This is a genomic window from Streptomyces sp. NPDC005393 (genome assembly GCF_040606675.1).
Classification (GTDB): Bacteria; Actinomycetota; Actinomycetes; order Streptomycetales; family Streptomycetaceae; genus Streptomyces.
This window is the reverse complement of record NZ_JBEXFG010000032.1, coordinates 68,005-86,352: the sequence shown is the minus strand read 5'-3', so window position 1 is coordinate 86,352 and position 18,348 is coordinate 68,005. Positions and strand designations below refer to the sequence as shown.

Here is an 18,348-nt window from a genome sequence, read left to right as displayed (position 1 = left end):
TCCCAGGAGTCGCGGCACTGGCCGTTGAGGGCCCCGCTCGGGTTGAGACCGGGGGCTACCGTCCCGTCGGATCCGATGGCGGGCGTGGGGTAGCACCGTCGCACCGGGCGGCGCGGATGCCGAGGCGTCAGCGCCGGACGCGCAAGCCCCGGCAGGAATCGCGGTATCAGCAGAGGCGGACGGCAAGGCCGCGGCCGCGAGGCCGGACACCCTGAGGACGGGCGACGGAGCCGGGGCGACGGGTGCGGGCAGGGCGACGCCCAGCCCAGCGGCCCCCGCGTCCGGCGCGGGGGCCGCCGCGGCTGCGGACGGTGGGGTGGAGCTGCTGCGCATGGAAGGCGTCCGTAAGACCTTCCCCGGCGTGGTCGCGCTCGACGGGGTCGACTTCGATCTGCGCCGTGGCGAGGTCCATGTGCTGCTCGGTGAGAACGGCGCGGGCAAGAGCACGCTGATCAAGATGCTCTCCGGCGCCCACCGCCCCGACGGCGGCCGCATCCTCGTCGACGGCAGCCCCGTGCGCATAGGCGGCGCCGAGGACGCCGAGCGGCTCGGCATCGCCACCATCCACCAGGAGTTCACCCTCGTCCCCGACCTCAGCGTCGCCGAGAACATCTTCCTGGGCCGCCAGCCGCGCCGCTTCGGCCTGATCGACCGCAAGACGATGCATGAGCGGGCCGCCGAGCTGCTCGCCCGCGTCGGTGTGGACGTCTCCCCCCGGACCCGGGTCCGCGACCTCGGCATCGCCCGGCTCCAGATGGTCGAGATCGCCAAGGCGCTGAGCCTGGACGCCCGCGTCCTGATCATGGACGAGCCGACCGCCGTGCTCACCACCGAGGAGGTCGACAAGCTCTTCCGGATCGTGCGCACGCTGCGCGCGGACGGTGTGGGCGTCGTCTTCATCACCCACCATCTGGAGGAGATCGCCGCCCTGGGCGACCGCGTCACCGTCCTGCGCGACGGCCGCAGCGTCACCCAGGTCCCGGCCACCACCGACCAGGACGAGCTGGTGCGGCTCATGGTCGGCCGCTCCATCGAGCAGCAGTACCCGCGGCGGCGCGCGGACGCCGGAGCGCCCCTGCTGAAGGTCGAGGGCCTCACCCGCGACGGCAGCTTCCACGACATCGGCTTCGAGGTGCGCGCCGGGGAGGTGGTGGGCCTGGCCGGGCTCGTCGGCGCGGGCCGCACCGAGGTCGTACGGGCCCTCTTCGGCGCCGACCCCTACGACTCCGGCACCGTCGAGGTGCTCGGCACACCGCTGCCCCGCCACGATGTGGTGGCCGCCATGGACGCCGGCATCGGCCTCGTACCGGAGGACCGCAAGGGCCAGGGGCTGCTCCTGGACGCCTCCGTACAGGAGAACCTGGGCCTGGTCACCCTGCGCGGCGCCACCCGCGCCGGGCTCGTCGACCGGGCCGGACAGCGGCTGGCCGCGGCCCGCGTCGCCGAGCAGCTCGCCGTCCGGATGGCCGGGCTCGACCAGCGGGTGCGCACCCTCTCCGGCGGCAACCAGCAGAAGGTCGTCATCGGCAAGTGGCTGCTCGCCGACAGCAAGGTGCTGATCCTCGACGAGCCGACCCGCGGGATCGACGTGGGCGCCAAGGTCGAGATCTACCAACTCATCAATGAACTCACCGCATCGGGCCATGCCGTCCTGATGATCTCCAGCGACCTCCCCGAGGTGCTGGGGATGAGCGACCGGGTCCTGGTCATGGCCCAGGGCCGGATCGCCGGAGAGCTGACCGCGCAGGAAGCGACCCAGGACGCCGTGATGGCCCTGGCCGTGAAGGACGTCAAGGGCGTCGACGAAGGCGTCGGCGTCACGGAAAAGGAGGGCTCCCGTGGCAACTGACACGCATGTGACCACGGAGGAACCCGGGGGCCCGGCGGTGCTGCGCCGCGTGCTGCTCGACAACGGCGCGCTGAGCGCCCTGGTGCTGCTGGTGGCGGCCATGTCGCTGCTGTCCGGCGACTTCCTCACCACCGACAATCTCCTCAATGTCGGCGTCCAGGCGGCGGTCACCGCGATCCTCGCCTTCGGCGTCACCTTCGTCATCGTCTCCGCGGGCATCGATCTGTCGGTCGGCTCGGTGGCCGCGCTGTCCGCCACCGTGCTCGCCTGGTCGGCGACCTCACAGGGGCTGCCGGTGTGGCTCGCGGCGCTGCTCGCCGTCGCCACCGGTATCGCCTGCGGTCTGGTCAGCGGGGCGCTGGTCTCCTACGGCAAGCTGCCGCCGTTCATCGCCACGCTGGCGATGCTCTCGGTCGGCCGGGGTCTGGCCCTGGTCATCTCGCAGGGCAGCCCGATAGCCGTACCCGAAGCGATCTCCGGCCTCGGCGACACGCTGGGCGGCTGGCTGCCCGTCCCGGTGATCGTGATGGTCGCGATGGGCCTGATCACGGCGGGCTTGCTGGGCCGTACGTACGCGGGCCGCGCGATGTACGCGATCGGCGGCAACGAGGAGGCGGCCCGGCTCTCCGGCATCCGGGTGGCGCGCCAGAAGCTCGTCATCTACGCGCTCTCCGGCGGCTTCGCGGCCATCGCGGGCATCGTCCTCGCCTCCCGGCTGTCCTCCGCGCAGCCGCAGGCGGCCGTCGGCTATGAACTCGACGCGATCGCCGCGGTCGTCATCGGCGGCGCGAGCCTGTCCGGTGGGGTCGGCAAGGCGTCCGGCACGCTCATCGGCGCGCTGATCCTCGCGGTGCTGCGCAACGGGCTCAACCTGCTGGAGGTGTCCGCCTTCTGGCAGCAGGTCGTCATCGGCGTCGTCATCGCGCTCGCGGTGCTGCTCGACACGGCGCGCCGGCGCGCCGGATCGCGCCCGGCCACGCCCGTCGGCGGACCCTCCGGCGGCGGCCGTAAGGCGGCCATGAACGCCGGGAAGTTCGCGGTGGCCGCCGTGGTCGTCGCGGCGATCGCCTTCGGCGCCTCCGTCTGGCACTCCGGCTCCTCCGGCGCCTCCGGCACCAAGGTGGGCCTGTCGGTATCCACCCTCAACAACCCCTTCTTCGTCCAGCTGAAGGCGGGCGCGCAGGAGGAGGCCAAGCACGCCGGGATCAGCCTGACGGTCACCGACGCCCAGAACGACGCCTCCCAGCAGGCCAACCAGATCCAGAACTTCACCAGTCAGAACATGAAGTCAATCATCATCAACCCGGTCGACTCCGACGCCGCGGGACCGTCCGTCAAGGCCGCCAATAAGGCGGGCATCCCGGTGCTCGCCGCCGACCGTGGCGTCAATAAGGCGGACATCGCGGCCCTGGTCGCCTCCGACAACATCGCGGGCGGCAAGCTCGCCGCCAAGACGCTGGCCGAGCGGCTCGGCGGCAAGGGGAAGATCCTGGTGCTCCAGGGCGTCGCCGGCACGTCGGCCTCGCGTGAACGCGGCCAGGGCTTCGCGGAGGGCCTCAAGGCGTACCCGGGCATCAAGGTCGTCGGCAAGCAGCCCGCGGACTTCGACCGGGCCAAGGCCCTGGATGTGACCACCAATCTGCTCCAGGCCCACCGCGGCATCGACGGAGTCTTCGCCGAGAACGACGAGATGGCGCTCGGCGCGGTCAAGGCGCTGGGGTCCAAGGCGGGTAAGTCCGTCGAGGTCGTCGGCTTCGACGGCACACCGGACGGCCTCAAGGCGGTCAAGGACGGCACCCTCGCCGCGACCGTCGCCCAGCAGCCTCGCGAGTTGGGGCGGATGGTCGTACGGAACGCCATCAAGGCCGCCAGGGGAGAGAAGATCGCCGGGGCGGTCAAGGTGCCGGTCAAGGTCGTCGCGGTCAAGTGATCCTGGGACCGGGGCACCGCCCCCGGCCCCGGTCCGGCGTTGTCGGGCCGGGGTCGGGGGCGGACAGGGGCAAGGGCCTCGGGCCTGCCCCAGCCGCCGATAACAGCCGTCATACGAAGGGACGTACCGCATGCACGACTACGACCTGCTGGTCGTGGGCTCGGCCAACGCCGATCTGGTGATCGGAGTCGACCGCCGCCCCGGGGCGGGCGAGACCGTCCTCGGTTCCGACCTGGCCGTCCACCCGGGCGGCAAGGGCGCCAACCAGGCCGTCGCCGCCGCCCGGCTGGGGGCCCGTGCGGCCCTGCTGGCCCGGGTCGGCGACGACGACTACGGCCGGCTGCTGCTGGAGTCGCAGCGGACGGCCGGGGTCGACACCGTCGGCGTCCTCGTCGGCGGCGCGCCCACCGGGGTCGCGCTGATCACGGTGGACCCCTCGGGCGACAACAGCATCGTGGTCTCCCCCGGCGCCAACGCCCGGCTGACGCCCGACGACGTACGGGCCGCGGGCAGCCTGCTGGCCGCGTCGCGCGTGGTCTCGCTCCAGCTGGAGATCCCGCTGGAGACGGTCGCCGAGGTGGTCCGCGCGGCGGACGCGGGGATCGGCGACCGCCCCGGGCCGCGCGTGGTGCTCAACCCCTCGCCGCCCGCCCCGCTGCCCGACGACGTCCTGGCCGTGTGCGATCCGCTGGTGGTCAACGAGCACGAGGCGCGGTTCCTGCTGCGCGACGATCCGGGGGGCGGCTCCGGGGCGCCCGAGGAGTGGGCCGGGGCCCTGCTGGCGCGCGGCCCGCGTTCGGTGGTGGTGACCCTGGGCGGGGACGGCGCGCTCGTCGCCGACCGCGACCGTACGGTCCGTGTCCCCAGCCCCCCGGTCGAGGCCGTGGACACCACGGGCGCCGGGGACGCCTTCACCGGGGCGCTCGGCTGGCGCCTCGGCGTCGGCGACGACCTGGAGACCGCGGTGCGGTTCGCGGTGCGCGTGGGCGCGGCCGCGGTGACCCGGGCCGGCGCGCAGGAGTCCTTCCCCACCGCCGACGGCATGGCGGCCCGATGAAGCGGGCGGGAATCCTCAACCGGCACCTGAGCGCGGGAATCGCCCTGTTGGGCCACACCGACACGGTGATGGTCTGCGACGCGGGGCTGCCCATTCCCTCCGGGCCCCTCGTCGTGGACCTCGCCTTCGTGGCCGGGGTCCCGTCCTTCGAGCGGGTGCTGACCGGACTGCTGGACGAACTGGTGATCGAGGGGGCCACGGCGGCGCTGGAGGTACGGGAGCACAACCCGGCGGCGATCGCGCTGCTCGACGGCCTCTTCCCCTATCCCGCGCTGGAGCTGATCCCGCACGAGGAGCTCAAGTCCCTGACCGGTGCGGCCAAGCTGGTCGTGCGCACCGGGGAGGCGCGGCCGTACGCGAATGTGCTGCTGCGGTGCGGCGTGCCGTTCTGACGTGCGGCGGACATATTTCGAGGGGCCCGGTCCGTGGACCGGGCCCCTCGCTTCCCCCTCCGCAAGGCTCCCTTTGAATCCCCCCGGATCCCTCCCCAGGAAGCCCATGCCAGGTACGACCCGCCTGGGCCCGGAAGGGTTGCACGGTTTCCGCGAGTTATCAATCCGTTACACGACGTCAGTTCCCTGAGCGATCCACGCACCCTCCCGGGCGACTTTCTGGACAACCGTCCATGTATGTTGGACATCTGTCCATGAAATCGATGCGGTGGGGACGACAGTGAAGACGACGGCTGATGTTCTGGTCGCCCTGGTGGCGGCCTTGCACGCGTACATCCTGGTTCTGGAGATGTTCCTGTGGGAGAAGAGACCGGGTCGCGAACTCTCCGGTTTCGATGCCGCCATGGCCCACGCCACCGCCCCGCTGGCCGCGAACCAAGGCCTCTACAACGGTTTCCTGTCCGCGGGACTGATCTGCGGCCTGATCGCCGACGACCCGACGGGGTTCCAGGCCCAGGTCTTCTTCCTGATCTGCGTGGTCATCGCCGGCCTGTACGGCGGTGCCACCGCGAACCGGCGCATCCTGATCGCCCAGGCACTGCCCGGGGCGCTGGCACTCGTCGCCGTCCTCCTGGCCCGATGACCTCCCCGCACGAAGACCCCCGGGCCGCCCGGACCCGGGCCAGGCTGCGTCGGGCACTCCTCGACGAGTGCGCGCAGCGCCCGTTGGCGGAGGTCAGCGTCGCCGCCCTGGTGCGCCGGGCCGAGGTCGCCCGCGCCACGTTCTACCTCCACTACAGCGACCTCGAGAACCTGGCCGTCGATGCCTGTGCCGATGTGGTCCGCGACGCCGTGGACGCCTTGCACGCCTGGCGCGGCACCCCGCACCCCGCCTCCCCGCCACCCGCGCTGGTCGACTTCTTCGCCGGCCTCACCCCGCATGCCGACCTCTACCGCGCTCTGCTGAGCCCAGGGGGCGGTGGCCCGCTCGGCCACGTACTCCATCAGGATCTGCGCGCCCGCAGCCGCACCGAGCGCGCCCTGGCCGGTGCGCCGGAGCCCGACCTGATCGCCTCGGCCGTGGCCGCGACCTTCGCGGGCGTGCTCGCCGACTGGCTGCACGGGCTCGTCGAGGGCACCTCCACCCAGATCGCCCACCAGGTCTGGCGTCTGCTCGTCACCCTTCACCGCACGCCTCTGCCGTAGCGTCGCGGAAAACCGGCAGATTTTCTTTTGAGCGAGCGACAACCCCGGGTGGGGTCGCACGTCTGGTGGGGGTGAAGGCGGTTCCGGGACGGGGTCTTCCGGTCCTCGGTGCGCGCCTCGCATCAGCGTTTCCTCAACCCTTTCGGGAGTCGTTCCGTATGCAGCACGTCCGCGCCAAGAAGCCGAACCGCCCTGTGCGCGCCTGGGTCCTGGGGTCGGCCGCGGGTCTCGCCCTGATCCTGGACGGAGGCATCGCCGGTGCCCGATCCGCTGCCCGGCATCGGCCCAAGCCCCCGACCACAAGAGCCGCCACCGGGCCCGCCGCCACCTGCCCCATGCTCCAGGCGCCGAAGGCGCGACACGAAACCCGCACCCCACCACCGGCACCGGCACCGGCATCAGTACCGGCGCCGACGCCGGGACAGCGGCGCTAGAGGACCAGCGAGCGGTAGCGGTCGACCACCTCTGCCAGGACCTCGGCGCCGTCCCGTGCCCAGAGCGCCGGGTTGAAGATCTCCACCTCGATCGGCCCGGCGTAGCCGGTCGCGTCGACCCGCTCGCGGAACCAGCGGAAGTCGACCGAGCCGTCGCCGAGCTGGCCGCGGCCCAGGAGGACGCCCTCCGGGAGCGGGGTGATCCAGTCCGCGAGCTGGAAGGCGGCGATACGGCCTCCGGCGCCCGCGCGGGCGATCTGCGCGGCCACCGCGTCGTCCCACCACAGGTGGTACGTGTCCACGACCACGCCCACCTGATCGGCCGGGAACCGCCCGGCCAGGTCGAGGGCCTGGGCGAGGGTGGAGACGACGCAGCGGTCGGAGGCGTACATGGGGTGCAGCGGCTCGATGGCCAGCCGGACGCCGCGCTCAAAGGCGTACGGGGCCAGCTCTGCGAGCCCATCGGCGATGCGCTCGCGGGCGGCGAAGAGGTCGCGGCTGCCGGGCGGGAGGCCGCCGGAGACCAGGACGAGGGTGTCGGTGCCGAGGGTGGCGGCCTCATCGATGGCCTTCCTGTTGTCGGCCAGGGCCGCCGACCGCTCGTCCGGGTCGAGCGCGGTGAAGAAGCCGCCCCGGCAGAGGGATGTGACGGTCAGGCCGGTGTCGCGGATGAGGCGGGCCGCCGCCTCCACGCCGTACTCCTGGACCGGGGCGCGCCACAGGCCGACGCCGGTGAGGCCCGCCTTGACGCAGCCCTCGGCCAGTTCGGGCAGCGACCACTGCTTGATGGTCTCCTGGTTGAGGCTCAGGCGGGACAGGTCGTTGCTCATTGCGAGACTCCGTGGACGGCGAGAAGGTGCTTCATGCGCGACTCCGCTCGCGCCGGGTCCGGGAACAGGCCCAGCCCGTCCGCCAGTTCGTACGCCCGCGCCAAGTGCGGCAGCGAACGGGCCGACTGCGCGCCGCCCACCATCGTGAAGTGCGACTGGTGGCCCGCCAGCCAGGCGAGGAGGACCACGCCCGTCTTGTAGTAGCGGGTCGGGGTCCGGAAGAGGTGGCGGGAGAGCTCCACGGTGGGGTCCAACAACGCGCGGAAGGCGGTCACGTCGCCCGTGTCCAGCCGGCGTACCGCCTCCGCCGCGAGCGGGCCCAGCGGGTCGAAGATGCCGAGCAGGGCGTGGCTGAAACCGCGGTCGTCGCCCGCGATCAGCTCGGGGTAGTGGAAGTCGTCGCCCGTGTAGCAGCGCACCCCGTCGGGGAGCAGGCGGCGCAGCGCGATCTCGCGCCGGGCGTCGAGCAGGGAGACCTTGATGCCGTCGACCTTGTCGGGGTGGGAGGCGATCACGTCCAGGAAGGTATGGGTGGCGGCGTCCAGACCGGTGCTGCCCCAGTAGCCCTCCAGGGCCGGGTCGAACATCGGGCCCAGCCAGTGCAGGATGACCGGCTCGGCGGCCTGGCGCAGCAGATGGCCGTAGACCTCCAGGTAGTCCTCCGGGCCCTTGGCCACGGCGGTCAGGGCCCGCGAGGCCATCAGGATCGCCTGGGCGCCGGACTCCTCGCAGACGGCGAGCTGTTCCTCGTAGGCGGCCCGGACCTCGTCCAGGCTGTACGGATAGCCGATCTCGGTGACGGCCAGTTGGTCGGTGCCCACACCGCAGGCGATGCGCCCGCCGACCGCCCTGGCCTCGGCCGCCGAACGGCGGATCAGTTCGGACGCACCCGCCCAGTCCAGGCCCATGCCGCGCTGGGCGGTGTCCATGGCCTCGGCCACGCCGAGCCCGTGCGACCACAGATGGCGGCGGAAGGCGAGGGTGGCGTCCCAGTCGACGGCGGCCGGGCTGTCGGGGGTCACATCGGCGTACGGGTCGGCGACCACATGGGCCGCCGAGAAGACGACGCGGGAGGCGAGCGGGGCGCCGCCCGGGGCGAGGGCCAAGGGCTCTGCCCGGGGTGTGTGGTCGCGCACCTCGCCCGGCCCGGCAGGCAGCCGGATCACCGTGCTCCTCCAACGTTTCGGCCGCCGCGGCGGTGACCGAGGCTCCGGTCGGCGCCGCTCACAGGCTCAGCTCCGGTACGTCCAGGCGGCGGCCCTCCGCCGATGACGCGAGGCCCAGTTCGGCGAGCTGGACACCGCGTGCGCCCGCGAGCAGGTCCCAGCGCCAGGGCTCGTCGAGGGCGACATGACGCAGGAAGAGCTCCCACTGCGCCTTGAAACCGTTGTCGAACTCCTCGTTGTCCGGGACCTCCTGCCACTGGGCGCGAAAGGGCTCGGTGGCCGGGAGGTCCGGGTTCCAGACCGGCTTGGGGGTGGCCGAGCGGTGCTGGACGCGGCAGTTGCGCAGCCCCGCGACGGCCGAGCCCTCGGTGCCGTCGACCTGGAACTCGACCAGCTCGTCGCGGTTCACCCGGACCGCCCAGGAGGAGTTGATCTGCGCGATGGCGCCGCCCTGCAGCTGGAAGATGCCGTAGGCCGCGTCGTCGGCGGTGGCGGCATACGGCTTGCCCTGCTCGTCCCAGCGGGTCGGGATATGGGTGGTGACCTGCGCCTGGACGGTGCGTACGGCGCCGAACAGCTCATGCAGGACGTACTCCCAGTGCGGGAACATGTCGACGACGATGCCACCGCCGTCCTCCGCCCGGTAGTTCCAGGAGGGCCGCTGGGCGCTCTGCCAGTCGCCCTCGAAGACCCAGTAGCCGAACTCGCCGCGCACGGAGAGGATCGTGCCGAAGAAGCCGCCGTCGATGAGCCGCTTCAGCTTCAGCAGCCCGGGCAGGAAGATCTTGTCCTGGACGACGCCGTGCTTGACGCCCGCCGCCCGGGCGAGCCGGGCCAGTTCCAGGGCGGCGTCCAGACCGGAGGCGGTCGGCTTCTCGGTGTAGATGTGCTTGCCGGCCGCGATGGCCTTCTTGATGGCCTCCTCGCGGGCCGTGGTGATCTGGGCGTCGAAGTAGATGTCGACGCCGTCGTCCGCGAGCACGGCGTCCAGATCGGTCGAGACGTCGGCGACGGGGTCGAGGCCGTGGCGCTCGGCGAGCTCCCTGAGGGCGTGCTTGCGGCGGCCGACGAGCAGCGGCTCGGGCCACAGCACGCTGCCGTCGCCGAGGTCGACGCCGCCCTGTTCCCGGATGGCGAGGAGGGAGCGGACGAGGTGCTGGCGGTAGCCCATACGGCCGGTCACACCGTTCATGGCGATCCGCACTGTCTTGCGTGTCACGTGGGTTCTTCTCCTCACCAAGGGGCACAGTAAGCGCTTTCTACGCGTCAACGCTAGCCGCCCTGTCCCACCCCTGTACAGAGCGGACCCAGGGGTGGGACAGGCGCAGTCAGCGCTTCAGCGCAGCGTCAGGCGATAGGTGAACGGCGGGGCAGGGTCATAGGTGGTGCTCCGTGGCTCGGGCGGCCAGAGAAAGGGGGCCGGGGACGAGGAAGGCGAGCGGTGGGTAGGCCCAGGCGCAGACCGCGGCGGTGGCGACCGCGAGCAGCAGTACGGCGCTGCCGCGCGGTCTGCGCACCGCGTCGTACGCCGCCGAGCGGAGCGCCGCGCGCCAGCTGGTCGCCGACTCCGGGCGGGCGCACGCACGCAGGAAGACGACGGCGAGCAGACCGCCGGCCGCGAACAGGGCGGGCCGGAAGGCGGCCGCGCCCGGCAGCCCCGCCCCCGCCGCGAGCGCGTTGAACAGCAGCAGCGCACAGCCGGCCAGCAGCCCCGCCCCGGCCGGCAGATCGCCCCTACGCAGCCGTCCGCGCAGAGCGCGGACATAGTCGCCCGCCGTACTCGGCGCGTCGTGCCGCACCCGCCGGTCGAGGACGGCGCAGGCCGTGGACATGGCGGCGGGGACGGTGAGCAGCGGCAGCGAGGCGGCGGCCGTGGCCAGCCCCACCACCAGGACATCGGCGAAGAGTGCGAAGCGCGGGCCGAAGAGCTCGCCCGGTTCGCGCGTGGTCGCGGTACGCACGGCGGATCATCAGCCCTTCAGTCCGGAGTTGGCCATGCCCTCGACCAGGAAGCGCTGGAAGGCGAGGAAGAAGAGCACGATCGGCAGCAGCGCGAAGACCGACATCGCGAACATCGGGCCGAAGGCCGACTGGCTGGAGGCGTCCACGAAGGACCGCAGGGCCAGGGTCAGGGTGAACTTCTCCGGCTCGAAGAGATAGATGAGCTGGGTGAAGAAGTCGTTCCACGTCCAGATGAAGGTGAAGATCGCGGTGGTGATCAGCGCGGGCCTGGTCAGCGGCAGGATGACGCTGAAGAAGGAACGGAAGGGCCCGCAGCCGTCGATCCGCGCCGCCTCCTCCAGCTCACGCGGCAGTCCGCGCATGAACTGCACGATGAGGAAGACGAAGAAGGCGTCGGTGGCCAGGAACTTCGGCAGGATCATCGGCCAGTACGTGTTCACCATGCCGAGCTGGTTGAAGACGATGTACTGCGGGATCAGCACGGCGTGGTGCGGCAGCATGATCGTGGCGATCATGAAGGCGAAGAGCGGGCCGCGCATCCGGAACCGCAGCCGGGCGAAGGCGTACGCGGCGAGCGAGCAGCTGATGACGTTGCCGAGCACCGCACCGCACGCGATGAGCAGCGAGTTCCACAGCAGCCGGCCGACGCTGACCTCGTTCACGCCGTCCATGGCGGTCGCGTAGTTGCCCCATTCGAAGTGGCTGGGGAGCAGCTTGAGGCTCGCGATGACCTCGTCGGCGGGTTTGAAGGAGGTCGCGACCAGCCAGGCCAGCGGGTAGAGCATCACCAGCAGCACGGCGATCAGGCAGACATGGAGGACGATCCGGGCGGGCGCGGGCCGCCGTCGCGCGGAAGCCCCCGCCGGGGTGGTCGTGGTCGGCGCGGTCGTCATCGGCGCCCCTCGTTGTTGTCGTTGGCGTAGAAGACCCAGGAGCGGGAGGTCCGGAAGAGCACCGCGGTGACGATGCCGATGGCCACCAGCAGGACCCATGCCATGGCGGAGGCGTAGCCCATATGGGAGGCGGTGAAGCCGCGGTCGTAGAGGTAGAGCGTGTAGAAGAGGGTGGAGTCGGCGGGTCCGCCCTTGCCGCCGCTGACCGCGAAGGCGGGGGTGAAGACCTGGAACGCCTGGATGGTCTGCAGCACCAGGTTGAAGAAGAGCACCGGTGAGAGCATCGGCACGGTGATGGAGCGGAACTGCCGCCACCAGGAGGCTCCGTCGACCGCCGCCGCCTCGTACAGCTCAGCGGGTATCTGCTGCATCCCGGCCAGGAAGATCACCATGGGGGCGCCGAACTGCCATACGGTCAGCAGCGCGACCGCCGGCAGCGCCCATCCCGGCTTGTTGATCCAGCCACCGATGTCGAGCCCGAACCACGTGAGCAGATTGTCGACGGTGCCGCCGTCGTTGAAGATCGCCCGCCAGACGAGGGCGATCGACATGGACGCGCCGAGCAGCGAGGGGGCGTAGAAGGCCGAGCGGTAGAAGCCCTTCCCGCGTTTGACGGACTTCAGCGCCAGCGCCACCGCCAGGGCCATCGCGAGCTGCAGCGGCACCGCGATCGCCACGTACGTCAGGGTCGTGGTGACCGATCGCCAGTAGCGGGGGTCCTCGCTGAACATCTGCGTGTAGTTACGCAGGCCGATCCACCGCGGTGCGTCGAACATGTCGTAGTCGGTGAACGACAGATACAGCGAGACGGCCATGGGCAGCAGCGTCAGCACGGTGGCGCCGATGACCCAGGGGGACAGGAACACCCAGGCGGCGCCCTGCCGCTCACGCTTCGGTGGCCGCTTCTTGCCGACGGGAGCCGAAGCGGCGCTCTCGGGGCGGGTCGCGGTCGCGGTCATCGCCTCAGTTCCGCCTTCGCCTCGGTGATGTAGTTCTCCGCCGCTTCACGCGGCGACATGCGCTCGTACGACACCTGGTCGTAGTCGCGCTGGAAGGTGGTCTGCAGCGAGGCGTCGCCCTTGGGCGGCGCGGGCGGCGGATCGCCGAGCTTCCCCTCGAACTGCTTCTGGTACGCCGAGATGACCTGGTCGAAGCCCTCCAGCTTCGGCAGGACGTTCTTGCGGAGCGAGTCGTTGGCCGGGATGCCGCGGGAGGCGCCGAGGATGGCGCCGGCCTCCGGGTCGTTCAGCAGGAAGTCGATGAACCGGGCGGCTTCCTCGGGGTGTCCGGTTTTGGCGGACGCCCCGAAGAACATCGAGGGCTTGAAGTACTGGCTCGGGGTGCCGTTCTCGCCGACGGGCAGCGGGGCGAGCTTCAGCCCCTCGCCGACGATGGCCTCGTAGCCGCTGGAGGGGGCGTCCCAGTTGAAGTCCGAGACGGACGTCCCCCGGCCGAGCGGGGCGTTCTCCACCGAGCCGTCGATCTGGGTGGTCTGCTCGGCCCGGCTCACCGCGCCTTCCTTGCGCAGCTTGCTGCACCACTCCCAGTAGCGGGTCAGATCGTCGGCGGTGAAGCCGAGTCCGCCGTCCCTGGCGTAGAGGGACTTGCCCTGGCCGCGCAGCCGGATCTCGAAGACGTCCTCGCTCTGGCCCGGGTCGGTGGAGCCGACGCGCCCCTTGGTGGCCTTGGACGCCGACAGCTTGCGCATGGCGTCCGCCCAGTCGTCCCAGGTCCAGCGGGTGGTGGGGGCGGCGACCCCCGCTTTCCGCCACAGCGCGGCGTCGTACGGGATGGCCTCGGTGCCCCGGGCCACCGGGAGCGCGTACTGCCTGCCCTCGACCACTCCGGTGGCCAGCAGCCCCTTGTCGATCCCGGACGTCCGCAACGCGCGGTGTTTCCCCAGGTCGAGCAGGATGCCGGAGGTCGCGTACTGGTTGATCTGCCGGTAGTCCAGCTGCATCACATCCGGGGCGTCGCCGCCCGCCGCCTGCGTCGCGAGCTTCGCCTTGTAGGTGTCGAAGCCCGCGAAGGACGTGATGATGTCGATGTTCGGATGACGCTTCTCGAAGAGCGCTACGGCCTTCTCCGTGCGCGCGGCCCGGTCGGGGTTGCCCCACCAGGTGAACCGCAGGGCGACCTTGCCGCCCGTGCCGCCCGAGTCCCCTCCGCCGCCGCAGCCCGTAAGAGCACCACTGAGCGTGAGTACGAGCGTCAGGGCGCAGGACACCGTTGTCCTGTTTCTGCGCATGTCGGGGCCGACCTCCCTCCTGAATGGTCCGTAATGGGTGCTGGGTGACGTCGGCGACTACTCGCCGTAGTAAGGGAGGGTGGCGCCGGGTAGCTCATACTCGTCCCTGCGGCCGCACATGCCGTAGCCGCCCCGGCGGCTGGGCCCGGTCGCGGTGACGCGCGCCTGGGCGAGATGGGCCGGGTCGCCCGCGGCGAGCGCCCGCAGCTGCTCACCGGTGCGCTGGGCCGCGGCGAGCGCACCGTCGCGCCAGCGGGGCTCCCACTGCGCGACCTTGGGCGCCACCAGCCGCACCGCCGCCTCCTGGAAGGCGCGCAGCGGCCCGTCGTCGCCCTTCTCCGCGGCGGCACGCAGGACGAGATAGCCCTCGATCGCCAGGTCACGGCGGCGCCGCGCGGCCGCGTCGGCCTCCGGCCCCTCCCTGGCGGGCAGCGCGGCGGCCGCCGCGTACGCCCCGGGGTCGGCCAGCACCTCGGGCGGGAAGGTGAACACCGCGTCCCCCGCCTCCGGCAGCCCGCTGTTCTGCATCAGCACGGTCACCTTGAGGCCGCCGCCCTGCACCATCCGGTGCACCGTGCCGGGCGTGAACCACACCACCGCGCCCGGCTCCAGCGGCGTCTCGGTATAGCCGTCCTCGACGGTCAGGGTCTGCACGGCGCCGCGCCCGGCGGTCACCACATACGCCTCGGTGCAGGCCAGATGGAGATGGGGGCTGCCGCCGCACACCCCGTCGGCGGCCTCCCACTCGTACGCGCTGATGTGGGAGAGCCCCACACCGCCCGGCAGCGGGGCGTCCATCGCTGTCATCCCGCTCACCACCCGTGGGTCTTGAGGTAGTCCTCGGCGCGCGCCCGGTCCCAGGCACCGTCGGCGACCACCACCCGGTAGCGGTAGCCGAAGCTCTCCCCGGGCTCCAGCTCGAACTCCTCGAAGAACGCCCACGAGGCGGCGACCGAGGGGATGGGCTCGGAGCGGACGAACCAGTGGGAGGCGTGGATCGCGCCGGCGTTCTCCGGCGCGTGCGCGAACAGCAGGGTGGAGTGCGCGTCGGTCCCGTCGTGCTCGGCGGTGAAGGCGACCCAGGGGGCCTCGGCGGCCGGGGTGCCCATCAGCTCCGAGGCGCCCGTCTCGCCGTCGCCGCCGCGCCCGTCCGGCCCGAAGACGTCCCCGCCGGTGAAGTCGCGGGGGCCGCGCCAGTTGAGTCCGGTGTAGCCGGCCATCTCCCGGCCGGCGGTGGTCGGGGAGCCGAAGCGCAGGGCCTCACCGCGGACGTTGGTGAGGTGGATGGACCAGTCCAGGGCCCAGGTGCCCTCGTTCGGCTCGACGGAGTGCAGCTCGACGGTGCGCCGCTCCTCGGCCCAGACCTCGCCCCCGTTCTCCACCCAGGTGAGCTTTTCGACGAAGCGCAGCCGGTCGTCAGCGGCCGTGAACTCCTCGAAGCCGTCGTGGCGCATCGAGCCGACCCGCTCCTCGACCCGCTGATAGCCCTGTTCGGGGCCGAGATAGGAGTTGCCGCCCCAGAAGTTCTGCCCGGACAGATGGCTGGCGGTCATCTGCAGACCCTTGTGCCAGCGGTGGTCGCTCGGCCGGTAGCCGGAGACCGGGCTGCCGGCGAGGGTGCGCAGCGGATGCGCGTACGGCTTACGGGACTCGAAGGCGTCCGGGTCGGGCTTGTAGACGTAGGCCATCAGCTCGACGCCGCCGGAGGCGACCGAGATCCGTTCGCCGTGGGTGTGGGTGACGGTGATGTGCTGGGTCATGGCGGCCTCAGCTCTCCTTCTTCGGGGCCCACTCGGGGTGATTGCCGTGCATGGCGTCGTAGTACGGGTCCCCGGGCACGATCTCGCCCGCGTGCACGGGCCGCCCGGTGAAGGCCGCCTTGTAGAGCGCGGCGATGAACTCGAGGGTGCGGCGCGCGTCCGGGCCGCTGCCCGGGGGCCGTACGCCGTCGCGCAACGCGTCCAGCAGCCCGGACAGCTGGGCGGCGTGCGAGCTGGGCAGATCGGCGGCCGGAGTGCGCCAGCGCTGCTGCCGGGCGGTGTCATCGCGCAGATGCGGGGCGGGGGTGTAGACCCAGTCGTCGTTGCGGTGCCCATAGAGATGGGTCAGCTCGATGGTGGCGTCCGCGCAGTCGATACGGATGCGGCTGACCTCGTCGGGCGAGAGCACGCTGTTGACGACGGTGGCCATGGCGCCGTTCGCGAAGCGGACCAGTGCGGTCGATACGTCCTCGCTCTCCACCTCGTGGACCAGCCGCCCGGCCATGCCGCGTATCTCGGTCCAGTCACCGAGGAGATGGAGCAGCAGATCCATCTGGTGGATGCCGTGGCCCATGGACGGGCCGCCGCCCTCGCTCTCCCAACGGCCGCGCCAGGGGACGGAGTAGTAAGCGGCGTCGCGATGCCAGGTGGTCTGGCAGTGCGCCACCAGCGGGTGGCCCAGGGCGCCCTCGGTCAGCAGCTCACGGGCGTGCACCGCGCCCGAGCCGTAGCGGTGCTGGAAGACGACGGACGCGTACGGGCCGCCGGTCTCCTTCTCGGCCTCCTGCTCAGCGTCCTGCTCAGCCGCCTGCTCAGCCGCCGCGATCTCGTCGTACTCGGCGAGCGTGAGACACAGCGGCTTCTCGCACAGCACCCAGGCGCCGGCGCGCAGCGCGGCCACTGTCTGGTGGCGGTGGAGGGAGGGCGGGGTGCCGATGAGGACGAGGTCCGGGCGCTCCTTCTCCAGCATCGCGGCCACGTCGGAGTATCCGGTGACGCTGAACCCCGCGCCCGCCGGTCCCCCTTCGGCCGCCGTGGCGCGGAAGGCGTCGAGGCGGTCCGCGTCCACATCGACGGCGGCGACCAGGTCCACGCGGTCGGCGTGGTCGCGCAGTGCGGGTAGATGGCTGCCGGTGACGATGGCTCCCGTGCCGATGACGGCGGCACGGACAGGGGCGGCGGGACGGGTATGGGCGGTGGCTGCTGCGGCCATGGGCTTAAGGCTCCTCGCCGACGGAAAGCGCTTACTGGAGAGGACCCTAGGCATGGTCCGGATGACAGGACAAGACCCCGGTCTGCAGAATCGTCCACCCGCTTCCGGAATCCCCGGCCGGACCGGATCGCCCGTCCTGACCAGTGAGAGCATGGACCCCGCCCAACCAGCGCACGCGGTGTACCACCAGGTGACCACCCAACGGAGGAATCATGGCAGTGACCCTGGCCGATGTGGCGGCACGGGCTCGGGTCTCGGCGGCCACCGTGTCGCGTGTCCTGAGCGGCAACTACCCGGTCGCGGAATCGACCCGGGCCCGGGTGCTGCGCGCGGTCGACGACCTGGAGTACGTGGTCAACGGACCGGCAAGCGCTCTCGCCGCCGCCACCTCCGACCTGGTCGGAGTGCTGGTCAACGACATCGCGGACCCCTTCTTCGGAATCATCGCGGGCGCCGTGCAGTCCGAGATGGGCGCCCCGGCCGGTGAGCCGGGGCGCGGGGGCGAGAAGCTCGCCGTGATCTGCAATACCGGCGGGTCGCCCGAGCGCGAGCTGAACTATCTCACCCTGTTGCAGCGGCAGCGCGCGGCCGCCGTCGTCCTCACCGGGGGCGCCGTCGAACACCCCGGCCACGCCGCCGCGGTCGCCGCCAAGGCGTCCCGGCTCGCCGCGTCCGGCACCCGCGTGGTGCTGTGCGGCCGCCCGCCGATCGAGGACGCCGTCACCCTCACCTTCGACAACCGCGGCGGTGCCCGTCGGCTGACCGAGCATCTGCTGACCCTCGGCCACCGCCGCATCGGCTATGTGGCCGGCCCCGCCGACCGCACCACGACCCGGCACCGGCTGGAGGGCCACCGGGCCGCGCTGGCCGCGGCGGGCGTCGACGAGGATGCCGACCGGCTGACCGTGCACGGCCTCTACGACCGCGCGTCCGGCTATGACGCGACCCTGGAACTCCTGCGCCGCGACCGTGGCTTGACCGCCGTCGTCGCCGCCAATGACACGATCGCGCTCGGCGTCTGCGCGGCCCTGCGCGACCAGGGGCTGCGGATTCCGGAGGACGTCTCGGTCGCGGGCTTCGACGATCTCCCGTTCAGCGCGGACGCGGTACCGGCGCTGACGACGGTCCGGCTGCCGCTGCACGAGGCGGGGGTACGGGCGGGCCGGCTGGCCTTGGGGCGTGAGCCGCAGCCGCCGGGTGGGGTGGCGATGGTACGGGCCGAGCTGATGGCTCGGGCGTCCACCGCGCCGCCGCGGGGCTGACCCTGTCGTTGGGGGCCGCCCGGTTTCGCCGCGGGTGCGATGCCGGTGCCGGTGCCGGTGCCGGTGGCGGGGTGCGGGGTGCGTCTCGGGTGCCATGCCGGTAGCGGGGCGCGGGTTGGGGCGGGCGCCGCGCCGTCACCACCCCT

17 protein-coding genes and 1 pseudogene are annotated in these 18,348 nt (G+C 71.9%); 7 read left to right on the top strand and 11 right to left on the bottom strand.

Features of this window, described 5'->3' with window-relative positions:
• Window positions 1-95: pseudogene (locus ABZS71_RS24370) on the bottom strand (NPP1 family protein); the annotation flags it as partial.
• Between the two features lie 236 nt (window positions 96-331).
• Here ABZS71_RS24370 and ABZS71_RS24365 point away from each other — a divergent pair.
• The 6 genes from ABZS71_RS24365 (at window position 332) to ABZS71_RS24340 (ending at window position 6,434) form a co-directional block, all read left to right on the top strand.
• Complete coding sequence (locus ABZS71_RS24365) at window positions 332-1,849, top strand: sugar ABC transporter ATP-binding protein (RefSeq protein ID WP_356213561.1); 1,518 nt, start codon at window positions 332-334, stop codon at window positions 1,847-1,849.
• Entirely contained in the window at window positions 1,839-3,779 is a 1,941-nt protein-coding gene (locus ABZS71_RS24360) for a substrate-binding domain-containing protein (protein ID WP_356213549.1), read from the top strand. The genes ABZS71_RS24365 and ABZS71_RS24360 overlap by 11 nt, the downstream gene beginning before the upstream one ends.
• Window positions 3,780-3,909: 130 nt before the next feature.
• Entirely contained in the window at window positions 3,910-4,836 is a 927-nt protein-coding gene (locus tag ABZS71_RS24355; protein WP_356213546.1) for a ribokinase, read from the top strand.
• Complete coding sequence (gene rbsD / locus ABZS71_RS24350) at window positions 4,833-5,228, top strand: D-ribose pyranase (RefSeq protein WP_355858388.1); 396 nt, start codon at window positions 4,833-4,835, stop codon at window positions 5,226-5,228. The genes ABZS71_RS24355 and rbsD overlap by 4 nt, the downstream gene beginning before the upstream one ends.
• A gap of 280 nt (window positions 5,229-5,508) precedes the next feature.
• Window positions 5,509-5,871, top strand: a complete 363-nt coding sequence (locus ABZS71_RS24345; protein ID WP_356213558.1) for a DUF1304 domain-containing protein — start codon at window positions 5,509-5,511, stop codon at window positions 5,869-5,871.
• Window positions 5,868-6,434 (top strand): TetR/AcrR family transcriptional regulator, encoded by a 567-nt coding sequence (locus tag ABZS71_RS24340; protein WP_356213543.1) that lies wholly within the window; start codon window positions 5,868-5,870, stop codon window positions 6,432-6,434. Before ABZS71_RS24345 ends, ABZS71_RS24340 begins: the two co-directional genes overlap by 4 nt.
• Before the next feature lie 430 nt (window positions 6,435-6,864).
• Here ABZS71_RS24340 and ABZS71_RS24335 read toward each other — a convergent pair whose 3' ends face one another.
• The 10 genes from ABZS71_RS24335 to ABZS71_RS24290 all read right to left on the bottom strand — a co-directional run bounded on the left by ABZS71_RS24335 (window position 6,865) and on the right by ABZS71_RS24290 (window position 16,940).
• Window positions 6,865-7,698 (bottom strand): sugar phosphate isomerase/epimerase family protein, encoded by an 834-nt coding sequence (locus tag ABZS71_RS24335; RefSeq protein WP_356213540.1) that lies wholly within the window; start codon window positions 7,696-7,698, stop codon window positions 6,865-6,867.
• On the bottom strand, window positions 7,695-8,864 hold the full coding sequence (locus tag ABZS71_RS24330) for a dihydrodipicolinate synthase family protein (protein ID WP_356213537.1): 1,170 nt from the start codon (window positions 8,862-8,864) through the stop codon (window positions 7,695-7,697). The genes ABZS71_RS24335 and ABZS71_RS24330 overlap by 4 nt, the downstream gene beginning before the upstream one ends.
• Window positions 8,865-8,922: 58 nt before the next feature.
• Complete coding sequence (locus ABZS71_RS24325) at window positions 8,923-10,083, bottom strand: Gfo/Idh/MocA family oxidoreductase (protein ID WP_355858376.1); 1,161 nt, start codon at window positions 10,081-10,083, stop codon at window positions 8,923-8,925.
• A gap of 157 nt (window positions 10,084-10,240) precedes the next feature.
• Window positions 10,241-10,825, bottom strand: a complete 585-nt coding sequence (locus tag ABZS71_RS24320; RefSeq protein WP_356213534.1) for a hypothetical protein — start codon at window positions 10,823-10,825, stop codon at window positions 10,241-10,243.
• A 9-nt stretch (window positions 10,826-10,834) separates the two neighbouring features.
• A complete protein-coding gene (locus tag ABZS71_RS24315) occupies window positions 10,835-11,719 on the bottom strand; it encodes a carbohydrate ABC transporter permease (RefSeq protein ID WP_356213531.1) in 885 nt (294 codons plus the stop codon).
• The gene (locus tag ABZS71_RS24310; protein WP_356213528.1) at window positions 11,716-12,678 is read right to left on the bottom strand and encodes a sugar ABC transporter permease; all 963 of its coding nucleotides are present in this window, start codon (window positions 12,676-12,678) and stop codon (window positions 11,716-11,718) included. Before ABZS71_RS24310 ends, ABZS71_RS24315 begins: the two co-directional genes overlap by 4 nt.
• On the bottom strand, window positions 12,675-13,967 hold the full coding sequence (locus ABZS71_RS24305) for an ABC transporter substrate-binding protein (RefSeq protein WP_356213525.1): 1,293 nt from the start codon (window positions 13,965-13,967) through the stop codon (window positions 12,675-12,677). The genes ABZS71_RS24310 and ABZS71_RS24305 overlap by 4 nt, the downstream gene beginning before the upstream one ends.
• A gap of 57 nt (window positions 13,968-14,024) precedes the next feature.
• On the bottom strand, window positions 14,025-14,774 hold the full coding sequence (locus tag ABZS71_RS24300; RefSeq protein WP_355858361.1) for a cupin: 750 nt from the start codon (window positions 14,772-14,774) through the stop codon (window positions 14,025-14,027).
• 5 nt (window positions 14,775-14,779) lie between these two features.
• Window positions 14,780-15,727 (bottom strand): PmoA family protein, encoded by a 948-nt coding sequence (locus ABZS71_RS24295; protein ID WP_356213522.1) that lies wholly within the window; start codon window positions 15,725-15,727, stop codon window positions 14,780-14,782.
• A gap of 7 nt (window positions 15,728-15,734) precedes the next feature.
• Window positions 15,735-16,940, bottom strand: coding sequence for a Gfo/Idh/MocA family oxidoreductase (locus ABZS71_RS24290; protein ID WP_356213519.1), 1,206 nt, complete (start codon window positions 16,938-16,940; stop codon window positions 15,735-15,737).
• Between the two features lie 212 nt (window positions 16,941-17,152).
• Between ABZS71_RS24290 and ABZS71_RS24285 the strand changes: the two genes are divergently transcribed.
• On the top strand, window positions 17,153-18,202 hold the full coding sequence (locus ABZS71_RS24285; protein ID WP_355858352.1) for a LacI family DNA-binding transcriptional regulator: 1,050 nt from the start codon (window positions 17,153-17,155) through the stop codon (window positions 18,200-18,202).
• Window positions 18,203-18,348 lie beyond the last annotated feature (146 nt).

Excerpts from the sequence above, each read along its gene's own strand:
- ABZS71_RS24365 (WP_356213561.1), top strand. The coding sequence starts at position 332 with ATGGAAGGCGTCCGTAAGACCTTCCCCGGCGTGGTCGCGCTCGACGGG.
- ABZS71_RS24355 (WP_356213546.1), top strand. The coding sequence starts at position 3,910 with ATGCACGACTACGACCTGCTGGTCGTGGGCTCGGCCAACGCCGATCTG.
- rbsD (WP_355858388.1), top strand. The coding sequence starts at position 4,833 with ATGAAGCGGGCGGGAATCCTCAACCGGCACCTGAGCGCGGGAATCGCC.
- ABZS71_RS24340 (WP_356213543.1), top strand. The coding sequence starts at position 5,868 with ATGACCTCCCCGCACGAAGACCCCCGGGCCGCCCGGACCCGGGCCAGG.
- ABZS71_RS24335 (WP_356213540.1), bottom strand. The coding sequence starts at position 7,698 with ATGAGCAACGACCTGTCCCGCCTGAGCCTCAACCAGGAGACCATCAAG.
- ABZS71_RS24315 (WP_356213531.1), bottom strand. The coding sequence starts at position 11,719 with ATGACGACCGCGCCGACCACGACCACCCCGGCGGGGGCTTCCGCGCGA.
- ABZS71_RS24310 (WP_356213528.1), bottom strand. The coding sequence starts at position 12,678 with ATGACCGCGACCGCGACCCGCCCCGAGAGCGCCGCTTCGGCTCCCGTC.
- ABZS71_RS24305 (WP_356213525.1), bottom strand. The coding sequence starts at position 13,967 with ATGCGCAGAAACAGGACAACGGTGTCCTGCGCCCTGACGCTCGTACTC.
- ABZS71_RS24300 (WP_355858361.1), bottom strand. The coding sequence starts at position 14,774 with ATGACAGCGATGGACGCCCCGCTGCCGGGCGGTGTGGGGCTCTCCCAC.
- ABZS71_RS24295 (WP_356213522.1), bottom strand. The coding sequence starts at position 15,727 with ATGACCCAGCACATCACCGTCACCCACACCCACGGCGAACGGATCTCG.
- ABZS71_RS24290 (WP_356213519.1), bottom strand. The coding sequence starts at position 16,940 with ATGGCCGCAGCAGCCACCGCCCATACCCGTCCCGCCGCCCCTGTCCGT.
- ABZS71_RS24285 (WP_355858352.1), top strand. The coding sequence starts at position 17,153 with ATGGCAGTGACCCTGGCCGATGTGGCGGCACGGGCTCGGGTCTCGGCG.